Annotated in this window: 16 protein-coding genes; 7 read left to right on the top strand and 9 right to left on the bottom strand. The window is 66.9% G+C overall.

The features are described from left to right. Positions 1-108 precede the first annotated feature (108 nt). The 6 genes from CUJ89_RS36170 to CUJ89_RS36145 all read right to left on the bottom strand — a co-directional run bounded on the left by CUJ89_RS36170 (position 109) and on the right by CUJ89_RS36145 (position 5,467). Positions 109-1,242, bottom strand: a complete 1,134-nt coding sequence (locus tag CUJ89_RS36170; protein ID WP_114182212.1) for an amidohydrolase family protein — start codon at positions 1,240-1,242, stop codon at positions 109-111. A 40-nt stretch (positions 1,243-1,282) separates the two neighbouring features. Further along, positions 1,283-2,917 carry a cation/acetate symporter ActP gene (actP, locus tag CUJ89_RS36165; protein WP_114182211.1) on the bottom strand — a complete coding sequence of 545 codons (1,635 nt, stop codon included), beginning with the start codon at positions 2,915-2,917 and terminating at the stop codon, positions 1,283-1,285. Continuing rightward, positions 2,914-3,273, bottom strand: coding sequence for a DUF485 domain-containing protein (locus tag CUJ89_RS36160; protein ID WP_114182210.1), 360 nt, complete (start codon positions 3,271-3,273; stop codon positions 2,914-2,916). The genes actP and CUJ89_RS36160 overlap by 4 nt, the downstream gene beginning before the upstream one ends. Positions 3,274-3,349: 76 nt before the next feature. After that, positions 3,350-4,576 (bottom strand): FAD binding domain-containing protein, encoded by a 1,227-nt coding sequence (locus CUJ89_RS36155; protein WP_114182209.1) that lies wholly within the window; start codon positions 4,574-4,576, stop codon positions 3,350-3,352. A 1-nt stretch (position 4,577) separates the two neighbouring features. Beyond that, the gene (locus CUJ89_RS36150; protein ID WP_114182208.1) at positions 4,578-5,060 is read right to left on the bottom strand and encodes a VOC family protein; all 483 of its coding nucleotides are present in this window, start codon (positions 5,058-5,060) and stop codon (positions 4,578-4,580) included. Between the two features lie 134 nt (positions 5,061-5,194). After that, positions 5,195-5,467: a ubiquitin carboxyl-terminal hydrolase 14 gene (locus CUJ89_RS36145; RefSeq protein WP_114182207.1), complete on the bottom strand. Its 273-nt coding sequence runs from the start codon at positions 5,465-5,467 to the stop codon at positions 5,195-5,197. 216 nt (positions 5,468-5,683) lie between these two features. Between CUJ89_RS36145 and CUJ89_RS36140 the strand changes: the two genes are divergently transcribed. Beyond that, positions 5,684-6,955, top strand: a complete 1,272-nt coding sequence (locus CUJ89_RS36140) for an NAD(P)/FAD-dependent oxidoreductase (RefSeq protein WP_114182206.1) — start codon at positions 5,684-5,686, stop codon at positions 6,953-6,955. A gap of 43 nt (positions 6,956-6,998) precedes the next feature. On the opposite strand, the gene CUJ89_RS36135 is transcribed toward CUJ89_RS36140, so the two are convergent. Beyond that, the gene (locus CUJ89_RS36135) at positions 6,999-12,353 is read right to left on the bottom strand and encodes an ATP-binding sensor histidine kinase (RefSeq protein ID WP_152036699.1); all 5,355 of its coding nucleotides are present in this window, start codon (positions 12,351-12,353) and stop codon (positions 6,999-7,001) included. Between the two features lie 86 nt (positions 12,354-12,439). Between CUJ89_RS36135 and CUJ89_RS36130 the strand changes: the two genes are divergently transcribed. The 3 genes from CUJ89_RS36130 (at position 12,440) to CUJ89_RS36120 (ending at position 15,186) form a co-directional block, all read left to right on the top strand. Next, a complete protein-coding gene (locus CUJ89_RS36130) occupies positions 12,440-13,930 on the top strand; it encodes a winged helix-turn-helix domain-containing protein (protein WP_161556591.1) in 1,491 nt (496 codons plus the stop codon). Between the two features lie 31 nt (positions 13,931-13,961). Continuing rightward, the gene (locus CUJ89_RS36125; RefSeq protein WP_236655105.1) at positions 13,962-14,405 is read left to right on the top strand and encodes a response regulator transcription factor; all 444 of its coding nucleotides are present in this window, start codon (positions 13,962-13,964) and stop codon (positions 14,403-14,405) included. 106 nt (positions 14,406-14,511) lie between these two features. After that, positions 14,512-15,186 carry a response regulator transcription factor gene (locus tag CUJ89_RS36120; protein WP_114182202.1) on the top strand — a complete coding sequence of 225 codons (675 nt, stop codon included), beginning with the start codon at positions 14,512-14,514 and terminating at the stop codon, positions 15,184-15,186. 288 nt (positions 15,187-15,474) lie between these two features. Here the strand turns inward: CUJ89_RS36120 and CUJ89_RS36115 are convergent, their stop codons facing one another. Beyond that, entirely contained in the window at positions 15,475-16,296 is an 822-nt protein-coding gene (locus CUJ89_RS36115) for an alpha/beta fold hydrolase (RefSeq protein WP_201752433.1), read from the bottom strand. A 550-nt stretch (positions 16,297-16,846) separates the two neighbouring features. Here CUJ89_RS36115 and CUJ89_RS36110 point away from each other — a divergent pair. Further along, entirely contained in the window at positions 16,847-17,272 is a 426-nt protein-coding gene (locus tag CUJ89_RS36110; RefSeq protein ID WP_114182200.1) for a DUF3331 domain-containing protein, read from the top strand. Positions 17,273-17,342: 70 nt separating this feature from the next. After that, positions 17,343-18,164, top strand: coding sequence for an alpha/beta fold hydrolase (locus CUJ89_RS36105; protein ID WP_114182199.1), 822 nt, complete (start codon positions 17,343-17,345; stop codon positions 18,162-18,164). A 53-nt stretch (positions 18,165-18,217) separates the two neighbouring features. Here CUJ89_RS36105 and CUJ89_RS36100 read toward each other — a convergent pair whose 3' ends face one another. Further along, the gene (locus CUJ89_RS36100; protein ID WP_114182198.1) at positions 18,218-18,859 is read right to left on the bottom strand and encodes an HD domain-containing protein; all 642 of its coding nucleotides are present in this window, start codon (positions 18,857-18,859) and stop codon (positions 18,218-18,220) included. Between the two features lie 507 nt (positions 18,860-19,366). On the opposite strand from CUJ89_RS36100, the gene CUJ89_RS36095 reads away from it, so the two are divergent. Then, positions 19,367-21,160 (top strand): winged helix-turn-helix domain-containing protein, encoded by a 1,794-nt coding sequence (locus CUJ89_RS36095; protein ID WP_114182197.1) that lies wholly within the window; start codon positions 19,367-19,369, stop codon positions 21,158-21,160. Positions 21,161-21,522 lie beyond the last annotated feature (362 nt).

The raw sequence follows: 21,522 nt of genomic DNA, 5'->3' as shown, positions 1-21,522 counted from the left end.
ATGGCGCAGGCCGGTCCTCTCCGGTTCGCCGGATGATGCCAGCTCCGGCAACCGCCTGCGCCGACGGTGCAGGCGTGGGTCGAAAACCGCCACACGCCTGCTGGCCCGCTATATTCCGAGCAGCTTGCCCGCATTGCCGCCGAGGATCATCGAACGCTGTTCGGCCGTCAGGTCCAGGCGGTCGAGAAAGCGGACCGGCTGCTCGTAGCCCATGTCGAAGCAATAGTCGCTGCCGAGCACGAGCCGGTCGACGCCGACATGCTCCATCAGGAAATCCAGCACGGGCCCCGAATGGGACACCGTGTCGTAGCTGAAGCGTCGCAGATAGCGGCTGGGCTGTTGCGCGAGCCGGCGTGTTTCGGGCCGTACGGTCCAGCCCGCGTCCAGGCGCCCGACGAGGATCGGTAGCGCGCCGCCCGCATGCGGCAACGTGACCTGCAGGGCCGGGTAGCGGTCGAGCACGCCGCCCAGGATCAGGTGCGAGCCGGCGATCGCGGTATCGAACGGATTGCCGAGCAGGTTGCTCAGGTAGTAGTCGCCGAGCCGAGCGCCGCCGACCGTTTGCTGCGGATGCAGGAACACGGGCAGGCCCAGTTGCTCGATGCGTGCGAACACCGGCGCGAACAGCGGATCGTCGAGATCGCGGTTGTCGATGTTGGTGCCCATGTACACGCCACGCACGCCCGGCAACTGCGCCGCGCGCTCGAGTTCGTCGATCGCATCGGTCGCGTTCAGCATCGGCAGTGTCGCGAGGACGACGAAGCGCGTCGGGTGCCGCTGGTAGACGCGCGACGCGGACGCATTCCAGTCGCGCGCGAGCTTCGCGTTGAACGGCCGGTCGCCCCAGTACGCCATCGGCACGCTGAGCGACAGCGCCTGGACGTCGACACCGGACGCATCCATGTCCCGGAGCCGTTCGTCGACGTCGATGAACTTCATCGGCAGCGGCCCGAGCCCGCCGGCGGGCGTCCGGAACGTGAACGACGCGTCGTCGCACACGAACGAGCCGCCGAAACGTTTCCCTTCGCCGCCGACCAGGTCGCAAAAGCTTTCAGGGTAGTAGTGCGCGTGGATGTCGATCGCGCGGGGCCGGTTCGGCGGCGGGGCGGTCGATGCGGCCGGTGCGCTCGCGGTCTCGGCCGCCGATGCAGGGCGTCCGGCCACGGCCGTGCCGGCGAGCGCGGCAAACGCGCCGAGCACGCGGCGTCGTGCCGGCGACATGCAGCAGGTGCAATTCAACATGGTGTCTCTCATGGGGTATCGATTATTCGAGGCGCGCGGCTCAACCGCGTTGCGTCATGCCCATTTCGCAGGCGACGAGCTGCGTATCGAACTGCTCGCGCTCTCGTTGCGCACCGGCCGAGCGATCGGTGACGGAGAACAGGACGACGCCGAGGAACGCCGCCGCCATCGAGAACAGTGCCGGATATTCGTACGGGTAGACCGCGTGCGCATGACCGAGCACCTGGACCCAGACAGTCGGGCTCAGCACGGTGAGCGTAACGGCAGTGGCGAGCCCGAGCAGGCCGCCCAGGACCGCGCCGCGCGTCGTCAGGCCGCGCCAGTAGATCGAGAGCAGCAGCACGGGAAAGTTCGAACTCGCCGCGATCGAAAACGTGAGACTGACGATGAACGCAATGTTCTGTTTTTCGAACGCGATGCCGAGCAGGATCGCGAGCACACCGAGCACCAGGGTCGTCCCGCGGGCTACGCGCATTTCCTCGTGATCGGACGCGCGCCCGCGACGCAGCACGTTCGCATAGAGGTCGTGCGAGATCGCCGAGGAACCCGCGAGTGTCAGCCCGGCGACCACGGCCAGGATGGTCGAGAATGCGACCGCGCAGATGAAGCCGAGGAACACGTTGCCGCCGACGGCATGCGCGAGGTGAATCGCCACCATGTTCACGCCGCCCGCGATGGCGCCGGACGCGTCGTGATATTGCGGGTCAGACGCAACGAGCGCGATGGTGCCGAAGCCGATGATGATGATCAACACATAGCCGACGCCGACGATGCCGGTCGCATAGAGGATGCTCTTGCGGGCTGCCTTGACATCGCCGACCGTGAAAAACCGCATCAGGATGTGCGGCAGGCCCGCCGTGCCGAAGATCAGCGCGAGGCCGAGCGACACGGCCGAGACCGGATCGGATACCAGGCCGCCGGGGCGCATGATCGCCGCGTGTTTCGGATGGACGAGAATTGCCTGCGCGAACAGCGCGTCGAGGCTGAATCCGAAACGGCTCAGCACCATGATCGCCATGAAGGCCGCGCCGGCGAGCAGCAGCACGGCCTTGATGATCTGGATCCAGGTCGTCGCGAGCATCCCGCCGAAGAACACGTAGACGACCATCAGCACGCCGACGACCAGCACCGCGACCGTGTAGTTCAGGCCGAACAGCAGTTCGACAAGCTTGCCCGCGCCGACCATCTGCGACACGAGATACAACAGCACGATGACGATCGAACTCGATGCCGCGAACGCGCGGATCGGCCGTTGCCGGAGGCGATAGGACACGACGTCGGCAAGCGTGTACTTGCCGAGGTTGCGCAGCGGCTCGGCGATCAGGAACAGGATGATCGGCCAGCTCGCGAGAAAGCCCACCGAATAGATCAGGCCGTCGTAGCCGCTCGTGAACACCAGCGCGGAGATGCCGAGCAGCGACGCCGCCGACATGTAGTCGCCGGCGATCGCCCAGCCGTTCTGGATCGCGGTGATCTTGCCGCCTGCGGCGTAGTGGTCGGCCACGCTGTTGTTCTTGCGCGCGGCCCAGCGCGTGATGAAGAGCGTCGAAGCGACGAACAACAGGAACATGCCGATCGCGACCGGATTGTGCCCGTGCGCCAGCGCCGCGGAGCCGGCCGCGAACGCCGGTGCCGACACGACGGTGGCAATCGATGCGAGGAGCAGGCGTTTCATTGACCGCCTCCATGACGAATGGACGCGACGATCGTGTCGTGCACTGAATTGGCCTGATAGACGTAAAGCGCGACCAGCGCGAACGTGACGACGAACATGCCGAAACCGACCGGGATGCCCCACGGGGTAGGCCGGCCCTGCACGATCGGCTGTCCGAGCAGCGTCGGCGAAAACGCCAGCGTGAGGATGAACGCGAAATAGAGGGTGAGCATGATGAGCGTCAGGGACCAGGCGAACAGCCGTCTGCGCCTGACCAGTGCGCGAAAGCGGGCATCGCGCAGCAGCGGATGGATGGCCTGCGCCGGCGCGCCCAGGTCGGGCGCGGTGCCGGCGGCAGCCGGAATCGGATGGTTCATGGTGTCTCCTTCTGGTTTGGGTATGCGGGGCCGGGCAGCGGGCGCCGCGCGTCTCGCACGCGGCGCCCGCCCGCGCTCAGAAATGCGGCGGTACGGCGGTCTCCCGCATCACGACTTCCGGCGTTCGATAGCGCTCGGCCATTTCGCGCTCGGTGTCGTTTTTCAGTTGCGCCTGCATGTAGGCGCCGAGATGGCGCGCGTGCTGCACGATCGCGGCACCGAATGCCGTGCGCGTTTCGCTGTATTCGCACAGTGCGTCGAGCGTGTCGGAGCGCGTGGCGAGTGCCGTGACGAGCGCGAGCGCATCGCCGGCGGCTTTCGTGACGCCCATCCCGCAATGCGGTCGCGCGACGAACGCGGCGTCGCCGAGCAGCGCGATCCGGCCGAACGCCATGTTCGGTACTTCGAGGTCGTAAATCGGCTGGAACAGCGGTTGCGTCGCGCGCGTCACGATCTCGGCGAATTGAGGTGCAAGCAGCGCGTGGGCGGCGTCTTCCATGTCGTCGAGGACGTCGCGCCGGATCAGCGTCGGTGGAATGCCGCCCGCCCACAGCTTGCCGGTCTCGTCGGTCAGCAGGTTGGGCAGGTCGGTATCTTCGCGGGTCGCGCGATACCACACGTAGTTGTAGCGACGCTCGCCCGGCTTCGTGCTGTTGCCCTGGCCGGCGACCGGATAGCCGAGGATCTGCTCGTGCGGCGGCAGGCCGAACGCAAAATTTCCGAACAGCGTCGCGTGGGTCGCGTCCGACAGGCTGGCTTCGTCAACCAGCCCGCGCCAGGCGACATAGCCCGCATATTGAAGCTGCGCGTCCGGCAGGAACCGTTCGCGGATCGCCGAGCGGAATCCGTCGGCCGCGATGACCAGATCGGCGTGCACGACCGAGCCGTCGGACAGTGTGACCGATGCGCGATCCGGTCCGTCCGCGACATCGGTGACGACAGCACCTGAGTGGTAATGCTGGTCGGGCAGGGCTGCGCGCAGCACGTGGTACATCTTGCTCCACGCGGTGAGCGTCTGTGGCAGCCTGCGTTCCGACTCCACGGTGCCGTCCCTGGCCAGCGTGATGCGCGATTCGACATTCACGCCGATCGATTCGTCGAGGCGCACGCCCGCGGCGAGCATCACGTCGAACAGTTCCGGGTGCGTGACGATGCCGGCGCCGCGGCCCGAGAGCGCCTCGGGTACCCGTTCGAATACGTCCACGTCCCAGCCGTTGCGCAGCAGGAGATTCGCGGCGAACAGTCCGCCCAGCGAGCCGCCGATGATGGCGGCCTTGCGGTTCGTCGAAGTGCTGTTGTTCATGTCAGTCTCCGTGGGGGACGCCGGCCGATGCGGCTGCGTCAGGGAGTGCCAGGCCGGCGACCTCGGCGGCAGGGAAATTAAGCTCGATCGTCACGCCGGACGGATCTTCGATGAAGACCTGGTGCAGACCGAGGCTCGGCACTGTGCGGTCGCGCCACGCGATGTTTTCGGTGCGCAGCGTGTGCCACATGGCTCCGACGCCGGTCGCGAGGAACGCGATGTGGTCGACGGTTCCGGTGCCCGCTGCGGGCAGGTCCTTGTCGCCGAGATAGGCCGCGAGCCCGTCCGGGTTGGCCGGATCGACACCGATGATGTGGACCGTTCCGTAGTCGGCTTCGTCGCCGCCCTTGTAGAGCCACGCGCCAGGAAAGTCGAACGGCGGGCGATAGCCGCGTTTGAAGCCGAGCACACGTTCATAGAAGCGGCACGATTTCTCGAGATCGAGCGTGCGGATCGAGTAGTGCGCGAGTCTGGATACAGGCATGAGGAACCTCTTGTTTATCGATAGATAAGTTATCGTTCGATAAATAATAGTCGAAAAAATCGGCGAAAAGAAGCCGCGATCGAACCGTGTTAACCCGCAGTCCGAAATGGTGCCGGATGCCGATGCGTGGTGCGTTAAGACGCGATTTCGCCGGCCATGACGTCGTCCGCATAACACCAGACCCAGTGCTCGCCCGGTTCGATCGACCGCGCCAGCGGGTGGCTGGTTTCGTGAAAGTGCCGGCTGGCGTGGCGATTCGGTGACGAGTCGCAACAGCCGACGTGCCCGCATGTCAGGCACAGGCGCAAATGCACCCACTGGCTGCCGGACTTCACGCATTCCTCGCAGTAGTCCTTGTCGGTCGTCAGAATGCGCGCTTCCCCGAGATGGGTGCAGGTTGTGACCATCTTCCGCTCCGATGCCGGCGCCGGAGATTGCTCGCAGCGCGGCCGGCGCGAAACTGCAAGCGTTGGATACGGTTCATTGTGGACGGTCGTGTCGCGAGCGGACGCTTAATTCTTATTAAGCGTGTCGGCCCGGAGGGCAGGGAGGACGTACAGTCACACGTGCGGCCGGCGCGAGATCCGGGCGAGATCCGACATGGCGGTCACCGGGAGGCGCTCATGACTCAGTCGCAGCATGTCAAGGTAATCGGTTTGCCAAACAGCAAGGAGGCCTACGCAATCCGCGACTTCCTGAAGCGCGGCGTGGTCGAGTACGAATGGTGCGAGCTGACGTCCGACACCGATTGCGTGCGCGAGCTGGGTATCGCGCCGCTGCGCGACATCCGGCTGCCGGTTGTCGTCTTTCCGGACGGTTCGTGCATTTACCAGCCGACGCTGCCGGAGATTGCCGCCAAGCTCGGCTGGGTCGCCCGGCCGCGCTTCGTCGAGTACGACGTATCGATTTATGGTGCGGGTCCGGCCGGCCTGTCGGCAGCCGTCTACGCGGCGTCGGAGGGGCTGCGGGCCGTCGTGATCGAACGCGATGCCATCGGCGGGCAGGCGGGAACGAGTTCGCTGATCGAGAATTACATGGGGTTTCCGGAGGGCGTTCCGGGCGCCGAGCTGGCCGAACGGGCGCGCCAGCAAGCCGTGAAGTTTGGCGTCGAGCTGCTGATGATGCGCGAGGGCGTGCACGCGACGTTCGTCGACGGAAAGATTCGCGTCGACCTGGCCGACGGCTCGATCCTGACCGCGCGCTCGAACATCTGCGCGACCGGGATCGAATACCGTAGTCTCGACCTGCCCGACGAACAGAAGTTTCTCAACGCCGGCCTGTTCTATGGCGCGGGGTCGAGCGAAGCGCCGATGTGCGAAGGCAAGCACGTGTTCATCGTCGGCGGCGGCAATTCGGCGGGTCAGGCCGCAATGAACTTCGCGCGGCACGCGCGCGAAGTCACGATGATCGTCAGGGGCGCGTCGCTGGCGGCGACGCTGTCGCGCTACCTGGTCGACCGGATCGAGCGCGCGCCCAACGTGACGGTCCGGTACGGCTCGACCGTCGACGCGCTGCATGGCGACGGCCGGCTCGAAGCGATCGTGCTGCGCTCGGAGGACGGCGCGCGCGACGTACTGCCGGCCACGCACTTGTTCGTCTGCATCGGCGGCGCGCCGAACACCGAATGGGCCCGCGACACGAACATCATTCGCAATCCGGGTGGTTATCTGGTGACGGGCAGCGATCTGTACGACTGCCCGGCATTCGAGCGTGTGTGGCCGCTCGAGCGCCGACCCTACTATCTGGAAACGAGCGTGCCCGGGTCGTTCGCGGCGGGCGACGTCCGGTCGGGTTCGGTCAAGCGGGTGGCGTCGGCGGTCGGTGAAGGGGCGATGGCCGTAACGTTCGTGCACCGGTTCCTGGGCGAAGACGCGCGTCGGCCGAGCGGCACCTGAGCCGCGGCGAGACGCGGATTCCGCCGCGCGCTCGCCCCATGCGTCAGCGCGTCGTCGACACCGGCAGCCGGAACGTCAGGACGGTCCCGCTCGTTTCGCGTGGTGCGGCTTCGAGCGTGCCGCCATGCGCTTCGACGATCGAGCGGCAGATCGCCAGGCCCATCCCCATGCCGTGCGATTTCGTCGTGAAGAACGGATCGAAGATCTGGTTCGCGATGTCGGCATCGATGCCGGCGCCGCGGTCGGCAATGCAGACGACCGCGTAGCCGTCGCCGACCTGCGACGCGATTTCGAGTTCGCGCGACGTGGCCAGTCCGTCCATCGCGTCGAGCGCGTTGGTGACCAGGTTCAGGATCACCTGCTGGATCTGGGTGCGATCCGCCATCACGCGGATGCCGTTGCAATGCAGGTCGACGCACAGCGCGACCTGCTTCGCGTCGATTTCGGTCGCGGTGAGATGCAGCATGTCGCGAATCAGGTCGTCGATCGCGAGCGGCGCCAGCGCGGGCGGTGCCTGGCGTGCGAGCGATCGCAACGCGCGGACGATGTCGGCCGCACGCACGCCGGACGCACGGATGTCTTCGAGGCTCGCGAGCGCTTCGCCGAGATCGGGTTGCATGCCGCGCAGCCAGCGCATGCAGGCGCCGACGCTCGACACGATGCTCGTCAGCGGCTGATTGATCTCGTGCGCGATCGACGCGGCCAGTTCGCCCATCACCGTCATGTGCGCGGTGCGCGCGAGCTCGGTCCGTGCATGCCGCAGCGCGGCCTCGGTCTCGAGCCGGCGTGTGTTCTCGTCGATCAGTTCCGCGTAAAGCCGGGCGGATTCCAGCGCATTGGCCGCCTGCGGCGCGAGTACTTCCAGCATCGCGATGCGCCGCGGCGAAAACACGCCGTTGCTCAGCGCATTCTCGAGATACAGCACGCCGATCAGCGCACCCTGCTTCAACAGCGGCAGGCAGAACAGCGAGCGCGTCGGGTGTGCGCGCAGGCTGTCGACGTGGTCGGGAACGCCTTCGCGCTGCGCGTTCGCGAGCACGACCGGCTTGCGGGTCCGGGCGACGGTGTTCAGGATCGACAGCGGAACATTCAGCTCGGTGGGTTCGCTGCGGGCAATATCGACGATCACGTCGCTGCCGACGGTCCGCGCGGCTGCCTCGATCGTCAGCCGGTCGTGCCGGGCGAGCAGCAGCAGGCCGTAGCCCGCGCCGGCATACACGATCATGTTGCGCATCAGCGTCTGGATCAGGCGCTCCAGCACGATTTCCTCGGACAGGGAGTGGGCCGCGCGCATCGCGAGCGCGAAATCGAGATCTTCGCGCGCGGGCATGGCCGGGCCGCCCGGTGACGGCTCCATCACGAGGAACGGGTGTTGCGCTTCCATCGCCTGCGTCTTGCCGGCCGCGCCCCAGCGCCGGTAGCACGCATGGGCGAGCCGCAACTGATGGCGTGCGGGGCCGGTGAGCCCGTGCGACGTGGCGTGACGCGCGGCCAGTTCGTGCGCGAGCGCCTGTTCGTGCACGAAACCGCGTTCCGCCGCGAGGCTGGCCGAGATATCGTACTGCTGCATCGCGACCATATGTTCGCCGCGCACGCGCGCGAATTCGGCGTCGATCAGTGCGAGCTTGTTGCGGAACGTCGCCGGATTGCGTTCGCTCCAGGCGGCGAAGCGGGCGCGTTGCGGCGCATATCGCTCGAGCAGCCGATCGGGCGACGTGATGCCGCGGTCGCTCGCGATGCCGGCCAGCACGCCGAACAGGTGGAAGTCGGACAGCATGATGTGCGCGGGCGTCGACCACGCGCTCGAGGCGGCTGCATCGAGCGACGCATGCGCCGCGTCTGCGTCGCCGAAGATGAAGGCCGCCTGGCCGGCGAGCACGTCGGTCCAGAACTGCAGGACCGACATCGGCGTCTTCGTCGACGCACGAGCACGCCAGGTGCCGACCGGCCGGTCGTAGCCGAGTTGCAGCGCGTCGACGAATTCCGACTGGGTGGACACGAGGTCGACGATGTCGTCGTAACGCGCGCCGCGCGCGATCTGCAGCAGCGGATCGATCTCGTCGCGGATCGCCGGCAGCGCTTCGCCCATCGAGAGCAGGTTGCTGACGATGTGGTTGCAGCTATAGCACATCCAGCGCAGCTCGGCGCTCGCATTGCCCGCCGCTTTCGCATCGCGCGCGCGGTCGAGTGCGTACGACAGCGGCTGGGTCCAGACACTCACCTGGTCGAGCGCGACCAGCGTCGCGGAGCGGTAGCGCTCGAAGCCGTGGCGATTGACCAGCGCGAGCGCGACCTTCGCGAATTCGAGGCCGTCTTCATACGCGTCGTGATGCTCGGCAATGCTGACGCCGTACCACGCGAGCCCCTGCACCGACGCGGCGGTGACGCCGTGGCGCAGGGTCAGCCGGACCATCGTCGCGAAATGCAGCAACATCAGCCCGCCGCTCGGATAGAACATTGCGGCTTCGAGTGCGGTCAGCAGCGCCATCGTCGCTTCGACGCGCGTGTCGGTCATGACGGGCAGGTCGGCCAGTTCGCGGATGGCGCGGCCATCGAGCGCATCGCGCACGGCGTCGCAAGCCGCCGCGAGATCGGCCTCGACCGGCTCGGCGGGCAGTTGCACGCCGAGCAGCGCCAGCCCGGCCAGCGCGACGTCGACGGCCTGTCGGTAGCGCGACTCCACCGTGAGCTGCGCGGCCTTCAGCCGGTGGGCCTCGGCGAGATCGGCCGGCGTGCGCGCCCGCGCCATGAGCGCGTCGATCGCGTCGGATGCCTGCGCGGTTTCGCCGATCGCGAGCAGCAGGCCGCTGCGCAGGATGCCGATCCGGCTCGCGAGACCGTAGTGTTGCGACCATGCGTGCGGGCCGAGCAGCGATTGCGCGGACACGAGAAACGACAACGCGCGATCGCGCGCGGCGGCCGTGGCTGCCGCCTCCGCGGCCGCGATCAGGGCATCCGCGAACGCGAGCGCGAGCGCGCCGTCGAGTGGCGCGGTTTTCGCGTGCTCGATCTGGGCGGCAAGTTCCAGCAGCGATTCGGTCGACTGCGGGTCCGCGCGCACGAGCATCGCGGCGGCGATCCGGGCGTGGCACTGCGCGCGCTCCGCCCGCCCGGCGAGCACGTGGACGGCCTCGAGGATGCGGTCGTGAACGAAGCGCCAGCGGTTTCCGGAGAGCGACACGAGGCCCGCCTGGCGCGCGGGGTCCAGCCAGAAGCGGAGTTCGGCCCACGTCTTGCCGGCGGCGGCGCACAACAGCGCGTCGTCGGCATCGGTGCCGATACAAGCCAGCAGCGACAGCAGCGTTCTCGATTCATGCGGCAGCCGCTGCATCCGGATCGCGAGCAGGCTCACGACATTCTCGGTCAGGTGGTGCGCGTCGATGTCTGACGAATGCCACTGCCACGTTTGCCGCATCGGGTCGTAGTCAAGGAGCCGCTCGTCGATCAGCGTGCGCAGCAACTGCTGGATGTAGAACGGATTGCCACCCGTCCTGCGGTGAACGATGTCGCCGAGCCCGGACAGCCGGGCCGGCGCCTCCCCGAGCAGGCCGGCCAGCATGCGCGTAACGTCGGGTGCGTCGAGCGGCGTCAGCGTAAGCGCCGACAGGCGCGTGGCGTCGAGCTGCGGCAGGAAGCGGCGGAACGCCGGCGGGTGGTCGTGCTGCGGCCCGCTTCGATAACCGGCCACGATGCAGAAATTGGCCGGCGGATCGACCGCGACCGCCGCGAGAAACGCGAGCGTCGCGTCGTCGGCCCACTGGATGTCGTCCAGCACCATGACAAGCGGTTCGGCCGGCGCCGCGAACGCACGGAAGGCATTCACGACGATCTGGCATAGATGAAATTCCGGAATCGCACCGGTATGGTCGAATGCGACGGGCTCGACATCGAGCAGCCACGCAATTTCCGGAAAGATGGCGGATAGGAGATTGGCCTGACTTCCCAAGCAGTCGCGCAGCCGTGCGGCGATCGCCGCGATTTCGTCGTTGCGCCTGGCCAGCGCGCTGCCGAACAGCGTGCGCAATGCCTGCAGCACGGGCGCGTAGGGCCGTGCGGGCTGGAACTGATCGACCTTCGCCGACGTGCACCAGGCCGTGCGCGACGCCGCTCGCGCATGGCGCATGAAGTTCTCCGCCAGCGCGGTCTTGCCGACGCCGGCCGGCCCGTCGATCAGCACGATGGCGGTCGCGCCGGTTCGCGATACGGCTGCCAGCACCTCCTCGAGCCGGCGGGATTCGGCTTCACGGCCGACCAGCCGGTCGGGCGCGTGCAAACCGGCCAGCGGATCGCTGCCGCCGAGCGCGAACGGCTCGACGCGGCCTGCTGCCAGCCAGTCGCGCAGGATACGTTCGAGATCGTGCTGCACCGTTTCGCAGGACGGGTAGCGATCCGCGGGTTCCTTGGCGATCAGCTTGAGGATCAGGTCGCTCAGGATGGCAGGCAGGTCGTCGCGAAAGGTCGTGGCCGGCGACGGCTGCATGGCGACGTGCGCGTGGACCCATTCGGACGTCGACGTGGCCTTGTAAGGCATCGCACCCGTCAGCAGGCGGAACAGCGTGATGCCGAACGCGTACAGGTCGGAGCGCTCGTCGACGCGTGCGCCTTCGGATACTTCGGGCGCCGCGTAGGCCGCGAAATCCGCGCGCATCGTATTCGCTGCGGCTTTTTCCGTCCCACGGTCCCGCGCATGGGCGAACGAGCGAAGCATGACCGTGCCGTCCGGTGCGACGACGAAACTGGCCGGTTGCAGATCGCCGTGCAGCCAGCCGCGCCGATGAAGCTCCCCGAGCGTGCGCACGGCATGGATCGCTGTGTCGAGCAAGACGTCGAGCGGCAGCCGCTCGTCCGCCAGCGTGTCGAACGCACGCACGTCCAGGCGAGGATGGACGAGCACCGGGCCGTCCGCGGCGCGGATCAGTGCAACCGGCATGAGCGCCCACGCCGGTTCCAGGACTTCGTTCAATGCGTATACGTGCTCGAATTGCCGGCAGCGCTGGTCGGATTCCCACCCGGTCTGGCACGCGGACCACACGCGCCCCGTCGCGGCGTCGGTCAGGTCGAACCACAGCACGTCCCCTGAGCGGACTGCATTCGACAGGCGGGCGCGCGCCAGCCAGTCGGCATCCATTCGATTCGTGTCGTTCGGGTCGCGCAAGGGTTGGTTCACGGTGGGGGGCAGGCTGGGTGGAGCAGGGGGAAAGCGGCTCGTAAAACGGAATCGGCCGGGCTGGATGGCGCACGTTCGGGCGGCGGCTGGCGCATTGTCCGCCAGCCTGACGAACTCTGCAGCACCCGCCGCGCCGTTCCCGACGACCGGGCCGGCCGGTACCCGACTAAACCTATAGATAATGGTCGGCGCGCGAGCCGCGCCATACGATGGGTACAAGCCTTCCGACACGCATCGATGCAGCCGGGCGGGCGAACCAGAGGGCGTCGTCTCGCGAGGCGGCGCAAGGTGCGGAGCAGCATAAGCGAGTGCGGATCATGTATACGTTCGGGCGGTTGACGGTTTCCCTTGAGTGCCGCGAAGTCTGCGTCGACGGGCAGCCCCGGTATATCGGCGCCCGGGCATTCGAGATTCTCGAGCTGCTGGTGAAGGCGGCCGGCAGGCTCGTGTCGAAGGACGAGATCATGCAAGCCGTGTGGCCGAACACGATCGTGGTCGAGAACAACATCCAAGTGCACATCTCGACGCTGCGCAAGTTGTTCGGCGGCAAACACGGGTGGATACGGACCGAATCGGGCCGCGGATACCGGCTCGCGCCGCCGGCCGACCTGGCCGGCGCCAGCGGCCAGCCGGACGGGAGCGAGCCGGTGCGCGGCGCCCGGGCGGGCGCCGCACCGCGCAAGTGTCCGCTGATCGGCCGCGAGCAGGAAGCGGCCGAACTGCGCGCGCTGCTCGAGCGTGAGGCGCTCGTCACGCTGGTCGGCCCCGGCGGTGTCGGCAAGACGCATCTCGCGCTGGAGGTCGCCATGGCCTGGTCGGCGGTGCGCGGCATCGAGATGGTCCGGATCGATCTCGCCGGCTGGCAGGGCGGCGCGACGCTGGAGTCCGCGGTGCTGGACGCGCTCGACCTGTCGGGCGGCCCGGCCGCAGGGCCTGCCGATGTCGTGCGCGCGATCGGCAGGCAGCGCGTCATGCTGTTGCTCGACAACGCCGAGCAGCATGTCGACAAGCTGGCGGACCTCTGCGAAGCGATCACGGCGGAGAATGCCGGCGCGATACTCGTCGTGACCAGCCGCGAACCGCTGCGTGTCGCTGGCGAGCGCGTCTATCGCGTCGGGCCGCTGCCCGTGCCGCCGGCCGGCGCGAGCGAAGGCGAGATCGTCGCATGCGGCGCCGTCCGCATGTTTCTGGCACGCTCGCGTGCGATGGGCACCGACCTTCCCGCCGATGCGAAGACGCTGGACGCGATCGCGACCCTCTGCCGGCGCCTGAGCGGCCTGCCGCTCGCGCTCGAACTCGGCGCGGCCCGCGTCGCGTCGCTCGGGATCCAGGGGTTGGCAGCCGATCTCGACAAGTCCGTGCTGTCGTTGTCCGGCGGTCTGCGGACAGCCCATCCGCGCCAGCAGACCCTCAGGGCCACGATCGAGTGGGGCTATCGGCTGCTCGACGATGCGGAGCGCACCGTGCTGTGCCGCCTCGCGGTGTTTCCGGATGCGTTCCGGCTCGACGCGGCGTGCGCGCTGGCAGCCTGCGACGAACTGGGCGCCGCCCGGGTGCTCGACTGTCTGGTCAGTCTTGCGTCGAAATCGCTGCTGGTCGTTCATTCGGCCGGGCTGTCGAAGTGCTATTCGCTGCTCGAGGTCGTGCGCGCGTATGCGCTCGAGAAGCTGGCGGAGTCGGGCGAAGCCAGTCGCATCCATGCCCGATGCGTGTCCTTCGTCGGCGAGGAACGCGCGGTTGCGCGGATGCTGCCGCCGACGCCGGCAGCGTCCGCGCAACCGCTGCTGGCGGCAGGGCCGTGGGCGTGACATACCGGTCGTGCGGGCGTGGCGCGCAGCGGTGCCGCCTGTCGACGCGGCGCACGCTGCGTCGCGATGTTGTGGATTGACAAAATTTTCAGGTTCTCATTTCATGGCCATTGTTTGCGTCATCGATGACGATGCGTCGGTCCGTAAGAGTCTTGCCAGCTTGCTGAAGTCGGCTGGCCATACCGCACTGCTGTTTGCGTCGGGCGAGGAATTCCTTGCGGCCGGCTCGCTGGACGACGCGGCTTGCGTGCTGGTCGATCTGAAGATGAAGGGGATGAGCGGTCTCGACGTCCACCTTGCGCTGGTTCAGCGCAAGGTGACGCTGCCGGTCATCTTCATGTCGGCGCATGGCGACGACGAATCGGTCCGTCGCGGGCTGGCGCAAGGCGCGGTTGCGTTCCTGCGCAAACCGTTTCCGTCCGACGACATGATCAACCTGATCGATCAGGTCGCATCCGGCGCGCCGCCCGCGTGAGTGGCGGCCAGTCGGCCGGCCGCGCCGCGTGCGGCGTGGCGGTTCCGTACGGCGTTTTCTTAGTTTATCATTCGATAATGAAGCGGATGCCTACACAGGGAATGCAATGGCGAACAGGCCGGACATGACGTCGATCGGCAAGCAACGCGCGGGTGATTCCGCATCGATCGTCTATGTGGTCGATGACGACGAAACGTTGCGGCGCGCGTTGAGCGCGCTGTTGCGTTCGGCGGGATTTCGCGTCGAGACGTTCGCGTCGTCGCGGGCGTTTCTCGCATTCGAGCGGCCCGACGTGCCGAGCTGCCTGATCCTCGATGTGCGTCTTGCCGACGAGAGCGGGCTGGCCGTTCAGGAGGAAGCGGTGCGGACGGGCCTGAATGTGCCGATCCTGTTCATGACGGGTTACGGCGATGTGGCCACGACGGTCAAGGCGATGAAGGGCGGTGCGCTCGATTTCCTGACGAAGCCGTTCGACGACGATGCGATGCTCGATGCCGTCGGCCACGCGCTGGCCCGCGACGGCGAGCGCCTCGCGCGCGACCGTGCGCTGGACGCGGTGCGCGGTGCCTATGCGTCGTTGACGCCGCGTGAACGCGAAGTGATGGGCCAGGTGGTCGCGGGCCTGATGAACAAGCAGATCGCGGCGAATCTCGGCCTCCAGGAAATCACGGTGAAAGTGCATCGGGCCCAGGTCATGAAGAAGATGCAGGTCCGCACGCTGCCGGATCTCGTACGGCAGGCCGAAGCGCTGGGCGTGCGCCCGGTCGGCGCGCGCGTCTGAGCGGGCACGTCCTGACCCACGCGCGTCAGCGTCGCTTTGCGCGTCGTGTGGTGAAACGGCAGCATGCCGAGTGACTTCAACACAAAAAAACGTTAGGTAAGCTCAAGATCGGCATACTGCTCAGGCCGGCGCGTGCGCAGTGAGCGCCCGACGCCGGATCGGCGGACATTCCGCATCGACGATCTTAGCGATCGCGCACGCCGCAACGGAATGGCGACGACCTGAAAAATCCTGAAACGTACTAAAGGGCGCGCCGGCGCGACGGCCGGGCGCGCCGTGCCGAGACGCTTACGCCTTCAGGAACGCGAGCAGTTCGGCATTGATCCGGTCGGCGTTGACGACGCACATCCCGTGCGATCCGCCGGGGATCACCTTGAGCTCCGCGTGCTTCACGATCTTCGCGGACAGGCGGGCCGAATCGTCGATCGGTACGATCTGGTCGTCGTCGCCGTGCAGGATCAGCGTCGGGACGTCGATTTTCTTCAGGTCCTCGGTGTAGTCGACCTCGGAGAATTCCTTGACGCACAGGTACTGGCCATAGGCGCTGCCCATCATGCCCTGCGCCCAGAACGCGTCGATCGTGCCTTGCGACACTTTGGCATCCGGACGGTTGAAGCCGAAGAACGGCACGGCGAGATCCTTGTAGAACTGCGAACGGTTCTCGGCGACGTTCTTGCGGATTCCGTCGAATACGTCCATCGACAGGCCGCCGGGATTGGATGCCGATTTCACCATCTGCGGCGGCACCGCGCCGATCAGCACGGCCTTCGACACGCGCTTCGTGCCGTGGCGCCCGATGTAGTGCGCGACTTCGCCGCCGCCGGTGGAATGGCCGACGAGCGTGGCTTCGCGCAGGTCGAGCGCATTCATCAGCGCCGCGAGATCGTCGGCATACGTATCCATGTCGTTGCCTTGCGACGGCTGGCTCGAGCGGCCGTGGCCACGGCGATCGTGCGCGATTACGCGGTAACCGTGCTGCACGAGGAACAGCATCTGCGGATCCCACGCGTCGGCGCACAGCGGCCAGCCGTGCGAGAAGACGACCGGGCGGCCACTGCCCCAGTCCTTGAAGTAAATCTGCGTACCGTCTTTCGTGGTGATCGTGTTCATCGCATGGGCTCCTTGATGGGCGGAAGCGGCGTGTTTGGGGGCTGCTGCTGCTGCTGCCGGCAGCGCGGCGGCTGCAACGGCGGTCGCGCCGGCAAGCAGCATGTCTCGGCGACGCGCCGAGTGAACGGCGTCGATGTCTGCTGGACGCATTGGGACTCCTTGAACGTGCGGTGGAACGATGCCGCGTTGGATGGATGGTTCGGATCTGCCCGCATGCGGCAATCGGGCCGGCAGCCGGCGTGCGTTCGCGGTCGCGGGCAGACAGGCGCGCGAAGACAGCGAACGAACGCCGACAGGAGCCTATCCCGGGGCCATGCGGCCTGTACTGAAATCGCGCTGAATTTTCATGAAGCCGGTCGCGATGCGCGCCGCGCGAACGCACCAGCCAGAAAATTTAAGTCCGGCATCAAGACTCTTCAGCGGCGGCCCGCTATCGTCAGCATCAGGTCATCCCGTCGCGAGTCGGTGCCGGTTCGCGTCGGCGGATGACGATCGCGATATGGGCGGGTGCGACACATCCGGCCCTCGCCACTTGCCTGGATACGCAGTCATGGATGCATTCAATCGCTGGGAGCACGTGATGACGCTGCTCGATCCGTCGCCGGCTGCGAGCCGCTGTGCGCCGTCGCATCTTCGCGACCCGGACGCCGTGCGCCGTCGCCATCGTGACGATGCGCCGCCCGCGTCGAGCGGTGGCGTGCGCCGCCGTTGCGCGATCATCGCCGTCGAGCGGCAGACCGATTCGTCGGTATTGGTGTCATGGAGCGATCCGACGCGCTGCCGGTATGACGAGCAGCGCTGGATCAGCGCAAAGTCCCGCACCCTCGGGCGCTGTTCGCTGACCGGCATGACGATTCGTACCGGCGATGCGATCTACAAGCCGCAATGGCGCGGATCGAAGCGCCCCGCGAACTACCGGGAGGTGATCCTCGCGTCCGAACTGGACCGGTTCATCGTCAGGCTGTCCCGTTCATGACCCGGAACGGTGTGCCCTGTCCGTCGGCCACGGCCGGCGGCCGCTTTTTTTTCACCGCTGAGGAATCCGTATGAGCACGTTCACGACACGCGATGGCGTTTCGATTCACTACAAGGACTGGGGCGCAGGGCGCCCGGTCGTGTTCATTCACGGCTGGCCGTTGAATGCGGACATGTGGGACGTCCAGATGCATCATCTCGCGTCGAACGGTTTTCGCTGCATCGCCTACGACCGGCGCGGCTTTGGTCGATCCGGTCAGCCGTGGACGGGCTACGACTACGACACGCTGGCGGACGATCTCGCGACGCTGATCGAGACGCTCGGGCTGCGCGACGTGACGCTCGTCGGCTTTTCGATGGGCGGCGGCGAAGTGGCCCGCTACATCGGCCGGCACGGCACGCGGCACATCGCGAAGGCCGTCCTGATCGGATCGGTGACGCCGCTGGTCGCGCGGCGCGACGACCATCCGGACGGGGTCGACGTGGCCGTGTTCGACGGTATCCGCGCGGGCATCGTGGCCGATCGCGCGGCATTCTTCGAGCAGTTCTGGCCGCTGTTCACCGGTTCTAACCGGGCCGCTTCGGCGATCTCGCGCGCCGCGCTCGACTGGACGTCCTTCATGGCGCTGCAGGCAGGCTTGAAGGGGACGCTCGATTGTGTCGGCGCGTTTTCCGAAACCGATTTCAGCGCGGATCTCGACAAGTTCGACGTGCCGACGCTCGTGATTCACGGCGACGACGACCAGACGGTGCCGCTCGCGCTCACGGGCGCCGTCACGGCGAAGCGCGTGCCGCACGCGACGCTGAGCGTCTACGAGGGCGGGCCGCATGCGTTGTACCTGACGCACGCGCAACGATTGAACGACGAACTGCTGGCGTTCGCCCGCGCTTGATGCTGCAGCGGCGACGTTGACGTGGCGGAGCGGGCCCCGATCGACTGGTCGGCTCACTCCGTCCATTTCGACCCGAGCACGAGGCCGCAGAAATTCGTCCGACGATAGTCCGGGTCGCAACGCTCGAGCACGTCGGCGCAGACGTTGCCGAACGCGGTCGCAGGGCGATGCGCGGTGCCCGCGGCGAGCGCCTCGAGGAACAGCTCCTTGAAACCGGGGCCGCGCGGCCACGCGTGCACGATCTCGTCGCGTTCGGACCGGCTCACTTGGTCGAAATGACGCGCGAAGAGATCCGTCTCGATGCCTGCGCCGAGCAACGCCGTCAACGGCGTCATGTACGGGTGAATCCCGAACGTCGCGTGCAGCGCGATCGCGCGCCAGACCTCCGCCGCATCTTCGGCGGCGACGCCGAATCCGCCGAGGAATGCGTGTGCGGCGTTCGCGCCGTCGATTTCGAAGCGCCGGCGCGAATGCCGGTAGCGCTCCGTCAGTCCGAAGTCATGGAACAGTGCAGCGACGTACAGCAGCTCGGCGTCGAACGCGATGCCGCGACGCAGCCCGAGGATCGATGCAAACGCGAACACGCGCATCGCGTGCCGGAACAGCAGTTCCGGTTCGCTGGCGCGCACGGTCGCGGCGGCTTCCCGTGCGATCGGGCCGTCGGGAATCCGGATGCCGGCGATACGGTTGCCCATGGTCGTGTTCCTCGCGGCGTGACGGCAGTCGCTCGACGCTGGCGCCGTGGAACCATCGTCGCGCGCCGCGCCGCTGAATGTCCTGAGCGCGGCCTGAATCGTTCTGAACGGAAAATCCGACCGGTCGTCACGCCCGGAATCGATTTCGCTGCGCTTTGCACGTCGCTTTTATCTGGTTTTTGCCGCAAGCCATGCGAACGCCATTTCAATTAACGAGACGACGAAATCGGTTCAAGAAAATCGGCCGTTTTATCCTGCAAGACAGGTTCACGGGTGAACGATTGTTTCGCGTATTGAAAATGCAGGATGCCGCGATGTGCCGTGCCGGGCGGGGCACGGCGCGTACCCGGGAGACGTCGCGACGATCGTGGTTTTCGTCGATTCAAAAAATTTGCTCTTTCTGTTCTGATAATTTGAATCATTTCGTGAGGCAAATGCCGTAGCATGGCGTCAAACCGGTGTCATTTCTGACAGGGCATCGATGAATGCAATCGATTAAGAATTCCCATGATTCGGATTGGAACACTTCACGTTTTTCTCGACAGACGTGAAATTCGCTCGAACGGCAAACTGCTGCGCATCGGCAGTCGCGCATTCGAAATTCTCGAACTCCTGATTCGGGCGAACGGCGCATTGGTATCGAAAGACGAAATCATGCAGCGCGTGTGGCCGCACACGATCGTGGAGGAAAACAACCTGCAGGTGCATATTGCCGCGTTGCGCAAGGCACTGGCTGACGACCGGAACCTGATCGTCACGGTGCCGGGGCGCGGCTATCGGCTGGTCGGCGGCCAGATCGAAGGCGCGGCGCCGGTGCGTCCCGCGACGTCGCGGCTGACGGCCGCGCCGACCGCACTCGTCGGCCGCGAGCAGACCGTTGCCGATGTGCTCGCGGCGCTCGACACCGCGCGCGTCGTGACGCTGGTCGGTGCGGGCGGCATCGGCAAGACGCGGGTCGCGCTCGAAGCGGCCATGCGGGCCGAGGCGAGTTTTCCGGATGGCGCCGCGTTCGTGTCGCTTGCCACGGTGGCGTGTCCGCGATTCGTGCCCGACGCTCTGGCGGGTGCGTTCGGCATCGTGCAGCCGGCCGGATCGCTGACGCTCGAGGCGGTGCTGGCCAGCGTGGCGCACCGCCGGATGTTGCTGGTGCTCGACAATTGCGAACATCTGCTCGACGACGCCGCGCGGATCGCGACTGCACTGACCGAGTCGGATGCCGAATTGTGCGTCCTCGCGACCAGCCGTGAGGCGCTGCGTATCCAGGGCGAGCGGCTGTGCCCGATTCCACCGCTCGATGTCCCCGGCGAAGGCGCCGATGATGCGGAGATCCTGAGCGCAAGCGCGGTGCAACTGTTCTCGGCGCGCGCGCGTGCCGCCGACCCTCGCTTTCCGCTCGACGAACGCAGTGTGGCGCTGATGGCATCGGTGTGCCGGCGGCTCGACGGTCTCCCGCTCGCCATTGAGCTGGCGGCGGCGCGAGCGGCCGTGCTCGGCATCGATTTGCTGGCCGCGCATCTCGACGACCATTTCAGGTTGCTGACCGGCGGTTTTCGTACGGCGCTGCCGCGTCATCAGACGCTGCAGGCGATGTACGACTGGAGCTACCGCTTGCTCGGCGATGCGGAGCGCCTGCTGTTGCGGTGGCTCGGCGTGTTCCGCGACAGTTTCTCGATCGACGCGGTGCGGGAGATCGTCGTAACGAAGGGGTTGGCCGATGCGGACCTGCTCGATACGATTGCCGGCCTCGTCTCGAAGTCGCTCCTGAGCCTCGAGAGCGCGCACGGCCCGCCGCGCTACCGGCTGTTGACCACGACGCGCGCCTATGCGCTGCAGCAACTCGAGAACAACGGCGAACGCGCGGCGGCGGCACTTGCGCATGCGAACTACTTCCATACGTTGTTCAGGCTTGCGCCCGATGGCGACGACGGGGCGCGGTCCGAATCGCGGCTCGACGTGATCCGGCGCGAACTCGGCAATCTGCGCGCGGCGCTCGACTGGGCGTTTTCGCCGAACGGCGATGCGGAGGTCGGCATCGCGCTGGCGGCTGTCGCGGTCCCGTGCCTTTTCGACCTGTCGCTGCTGGACGAATGTCGCGAACGGGCGCGTGCGGCGCTCGATGCAATGCGGAATATGGGCGAGACGCGGGCGCGCGAAGATGCGCGCGTTCGTCTGTTTGCCGGCTATGCCGCCGCGTTCGCCCATACCTCGGGGCCGACGTGGGTCATACACGACGCCTGGTCCGAAGTGCACGCGCTCGGGTTCGAGGCGGGCGAGGCCGAGCTGCCGCCGCGCGAACCGTAACGGCGCGCGCTGCTGGCAAATTCAGAACGTTTCAGCCTGAACACAGGACCTGGCCGGTCGGTGCGTCTACATTGCATGCACGGAGACCGTCGGCGATTCGCCGGCGTGCGGGCAGCATACCGGCTCGCACGGCCGATCATCGATGTCGCGACGCCATTGAATGCCAGCGTGGGGCGGCCGTCGGCACGTGCGTTGCCGCGGCGACTTCGCGCGTCATCGAACGACTACCGCATGAAACCTGTCCAGTCCTGCCTTTCACGCCACGATTCGCTGCCGGCGGCTGCTCGCCGGATCGGGTAGCGCGAGCCATGCGATCGCGCGGGTTCCATGCCAGTCGCGAAGCGCGCACGCAGTCCATTCCA

The sequence above is a fragment of the Burkholderia pyrrocinia genome, from assembly GCF_003330765.1.
Taxonomy (GTDB): domain Bacteria; phylum Pseudomonadota; class Gammaproteobacteria; order Burkholderiales; family Burkholderiaceae; genus Burkholderia; species Burkholderia pyrrocinia_B.
The sequence above is the reverse complement of the archived record's forward strand: the minus strand, read 5'-3'. Positions and strand labels throughout refer to the sequence as shown.

What these genes read in the sequence shown, in the direction of transcription:
- CUJ89_RS36170 (WP_114182212.1), bottom strand. Translation starts at nt 1,242, where the DNA reads ATGTTGAATTGCACCTGCTGCATGTCGCCGGCACGACGCCGCGTGCTC.
- actP (WP_114182211.1), bottom strand. Translation starts at nt 2,917, where the DNA reads ATGAAACGCCTGCTCCTCGCATCGATTGCCACCGTCGTGTCGGCACCG.
- CUJ89_RS36160 (WP_114182210.1), bottom strand. Translation starts at nt 3,273, where the DNA reads ATGAACCATCCGATTCCGGCTGCCGCCGGCACCGCGCCCGACCTGGGC.
- CUJ89_RS36155 (WP_114182209.1), bottom strand. Translation starts at nt 4,576, where the DNA reads ATGAACAACAGCACTTCGACGAACCGCAAGGCCGCCATCATCGGCGGC.
- CUJ89_RS36150 (WP_114182208.1), bottom strand. Translation starts at nt 5,060, where the DNA reads ATGCCTGTATCCAGACTCGCGCACTACTCGATCCGCACGCTCGATCTC.
- CUJ89_RS36145 (WP_114182207.1), bottom strand. Translation starts at nt 5,467, where the DNA reads ATGGTCACAACCTGCACCCATCTCGGGGAAGCGCGCATTCTGACGACC.
- CUJ89_RS36140 (WP_114182206.1), top strand. Translation starts at nt 5,684, where the DNA reads ATGACTCAGTCGCAGCATGTCAAGGTAATCGGTTTGCCAAACAGCAAG.
- CUJ89_RS36130 (WP_161556591.1), top strand. Translation starts at nt 12,440, where the DNA reads ATGTATACGTTCGGGCGGTTGACGGTTTCCCTTGAGTGCCGCGAAGTC.
- CUJ89_RS36120 (WP_114182202.1), top strand. Translation starts at nt 14,512, where the DNA reads ATGGCGAACAGGCCGGACATGACGTCGATCGGCAAGCAACGCGCGGGT.
- CUJ89_RS36115 (WP_201752433.1), bottom strand. Translation starts at nt 16,296, where the DNA reads ATGAACACGATCACCACGAAAGACGGTACGCAGATTTACTTCAAGGAC.
- CUJ89_RS36110 (WP_114182200.1), top strand. Translation starts at nt 16,847, where the DNA reads ATGGATGCATTCAATCGCTGGGAGCACGTGATGACGCTGCTCGATCCG.
- CUJ89_RS36105 (WP_114182199.1), top strand. Translation starts at nt 17,343, where the DNA reads ATGAGCACGTTCACGACACGCGATGGCGTTTCGATTCACTACAAGGAC.
- CUJ89_RS36100 (WP_114182198.1), bottom strand. Translation starts at nt 18,859, where the DNA reads ATGGGCAACCGTATCGCCGGCATCCGGATTCCCGACGGCCCGATCGCA.
- CUJ89_RS36095 (WP_114182197.1), top strand. Translation starts at nt 19,367, where the DNA reads ATGATTCGGATTGGAACACTTCACGTTTTTCTCGACAGACGTGAAATT.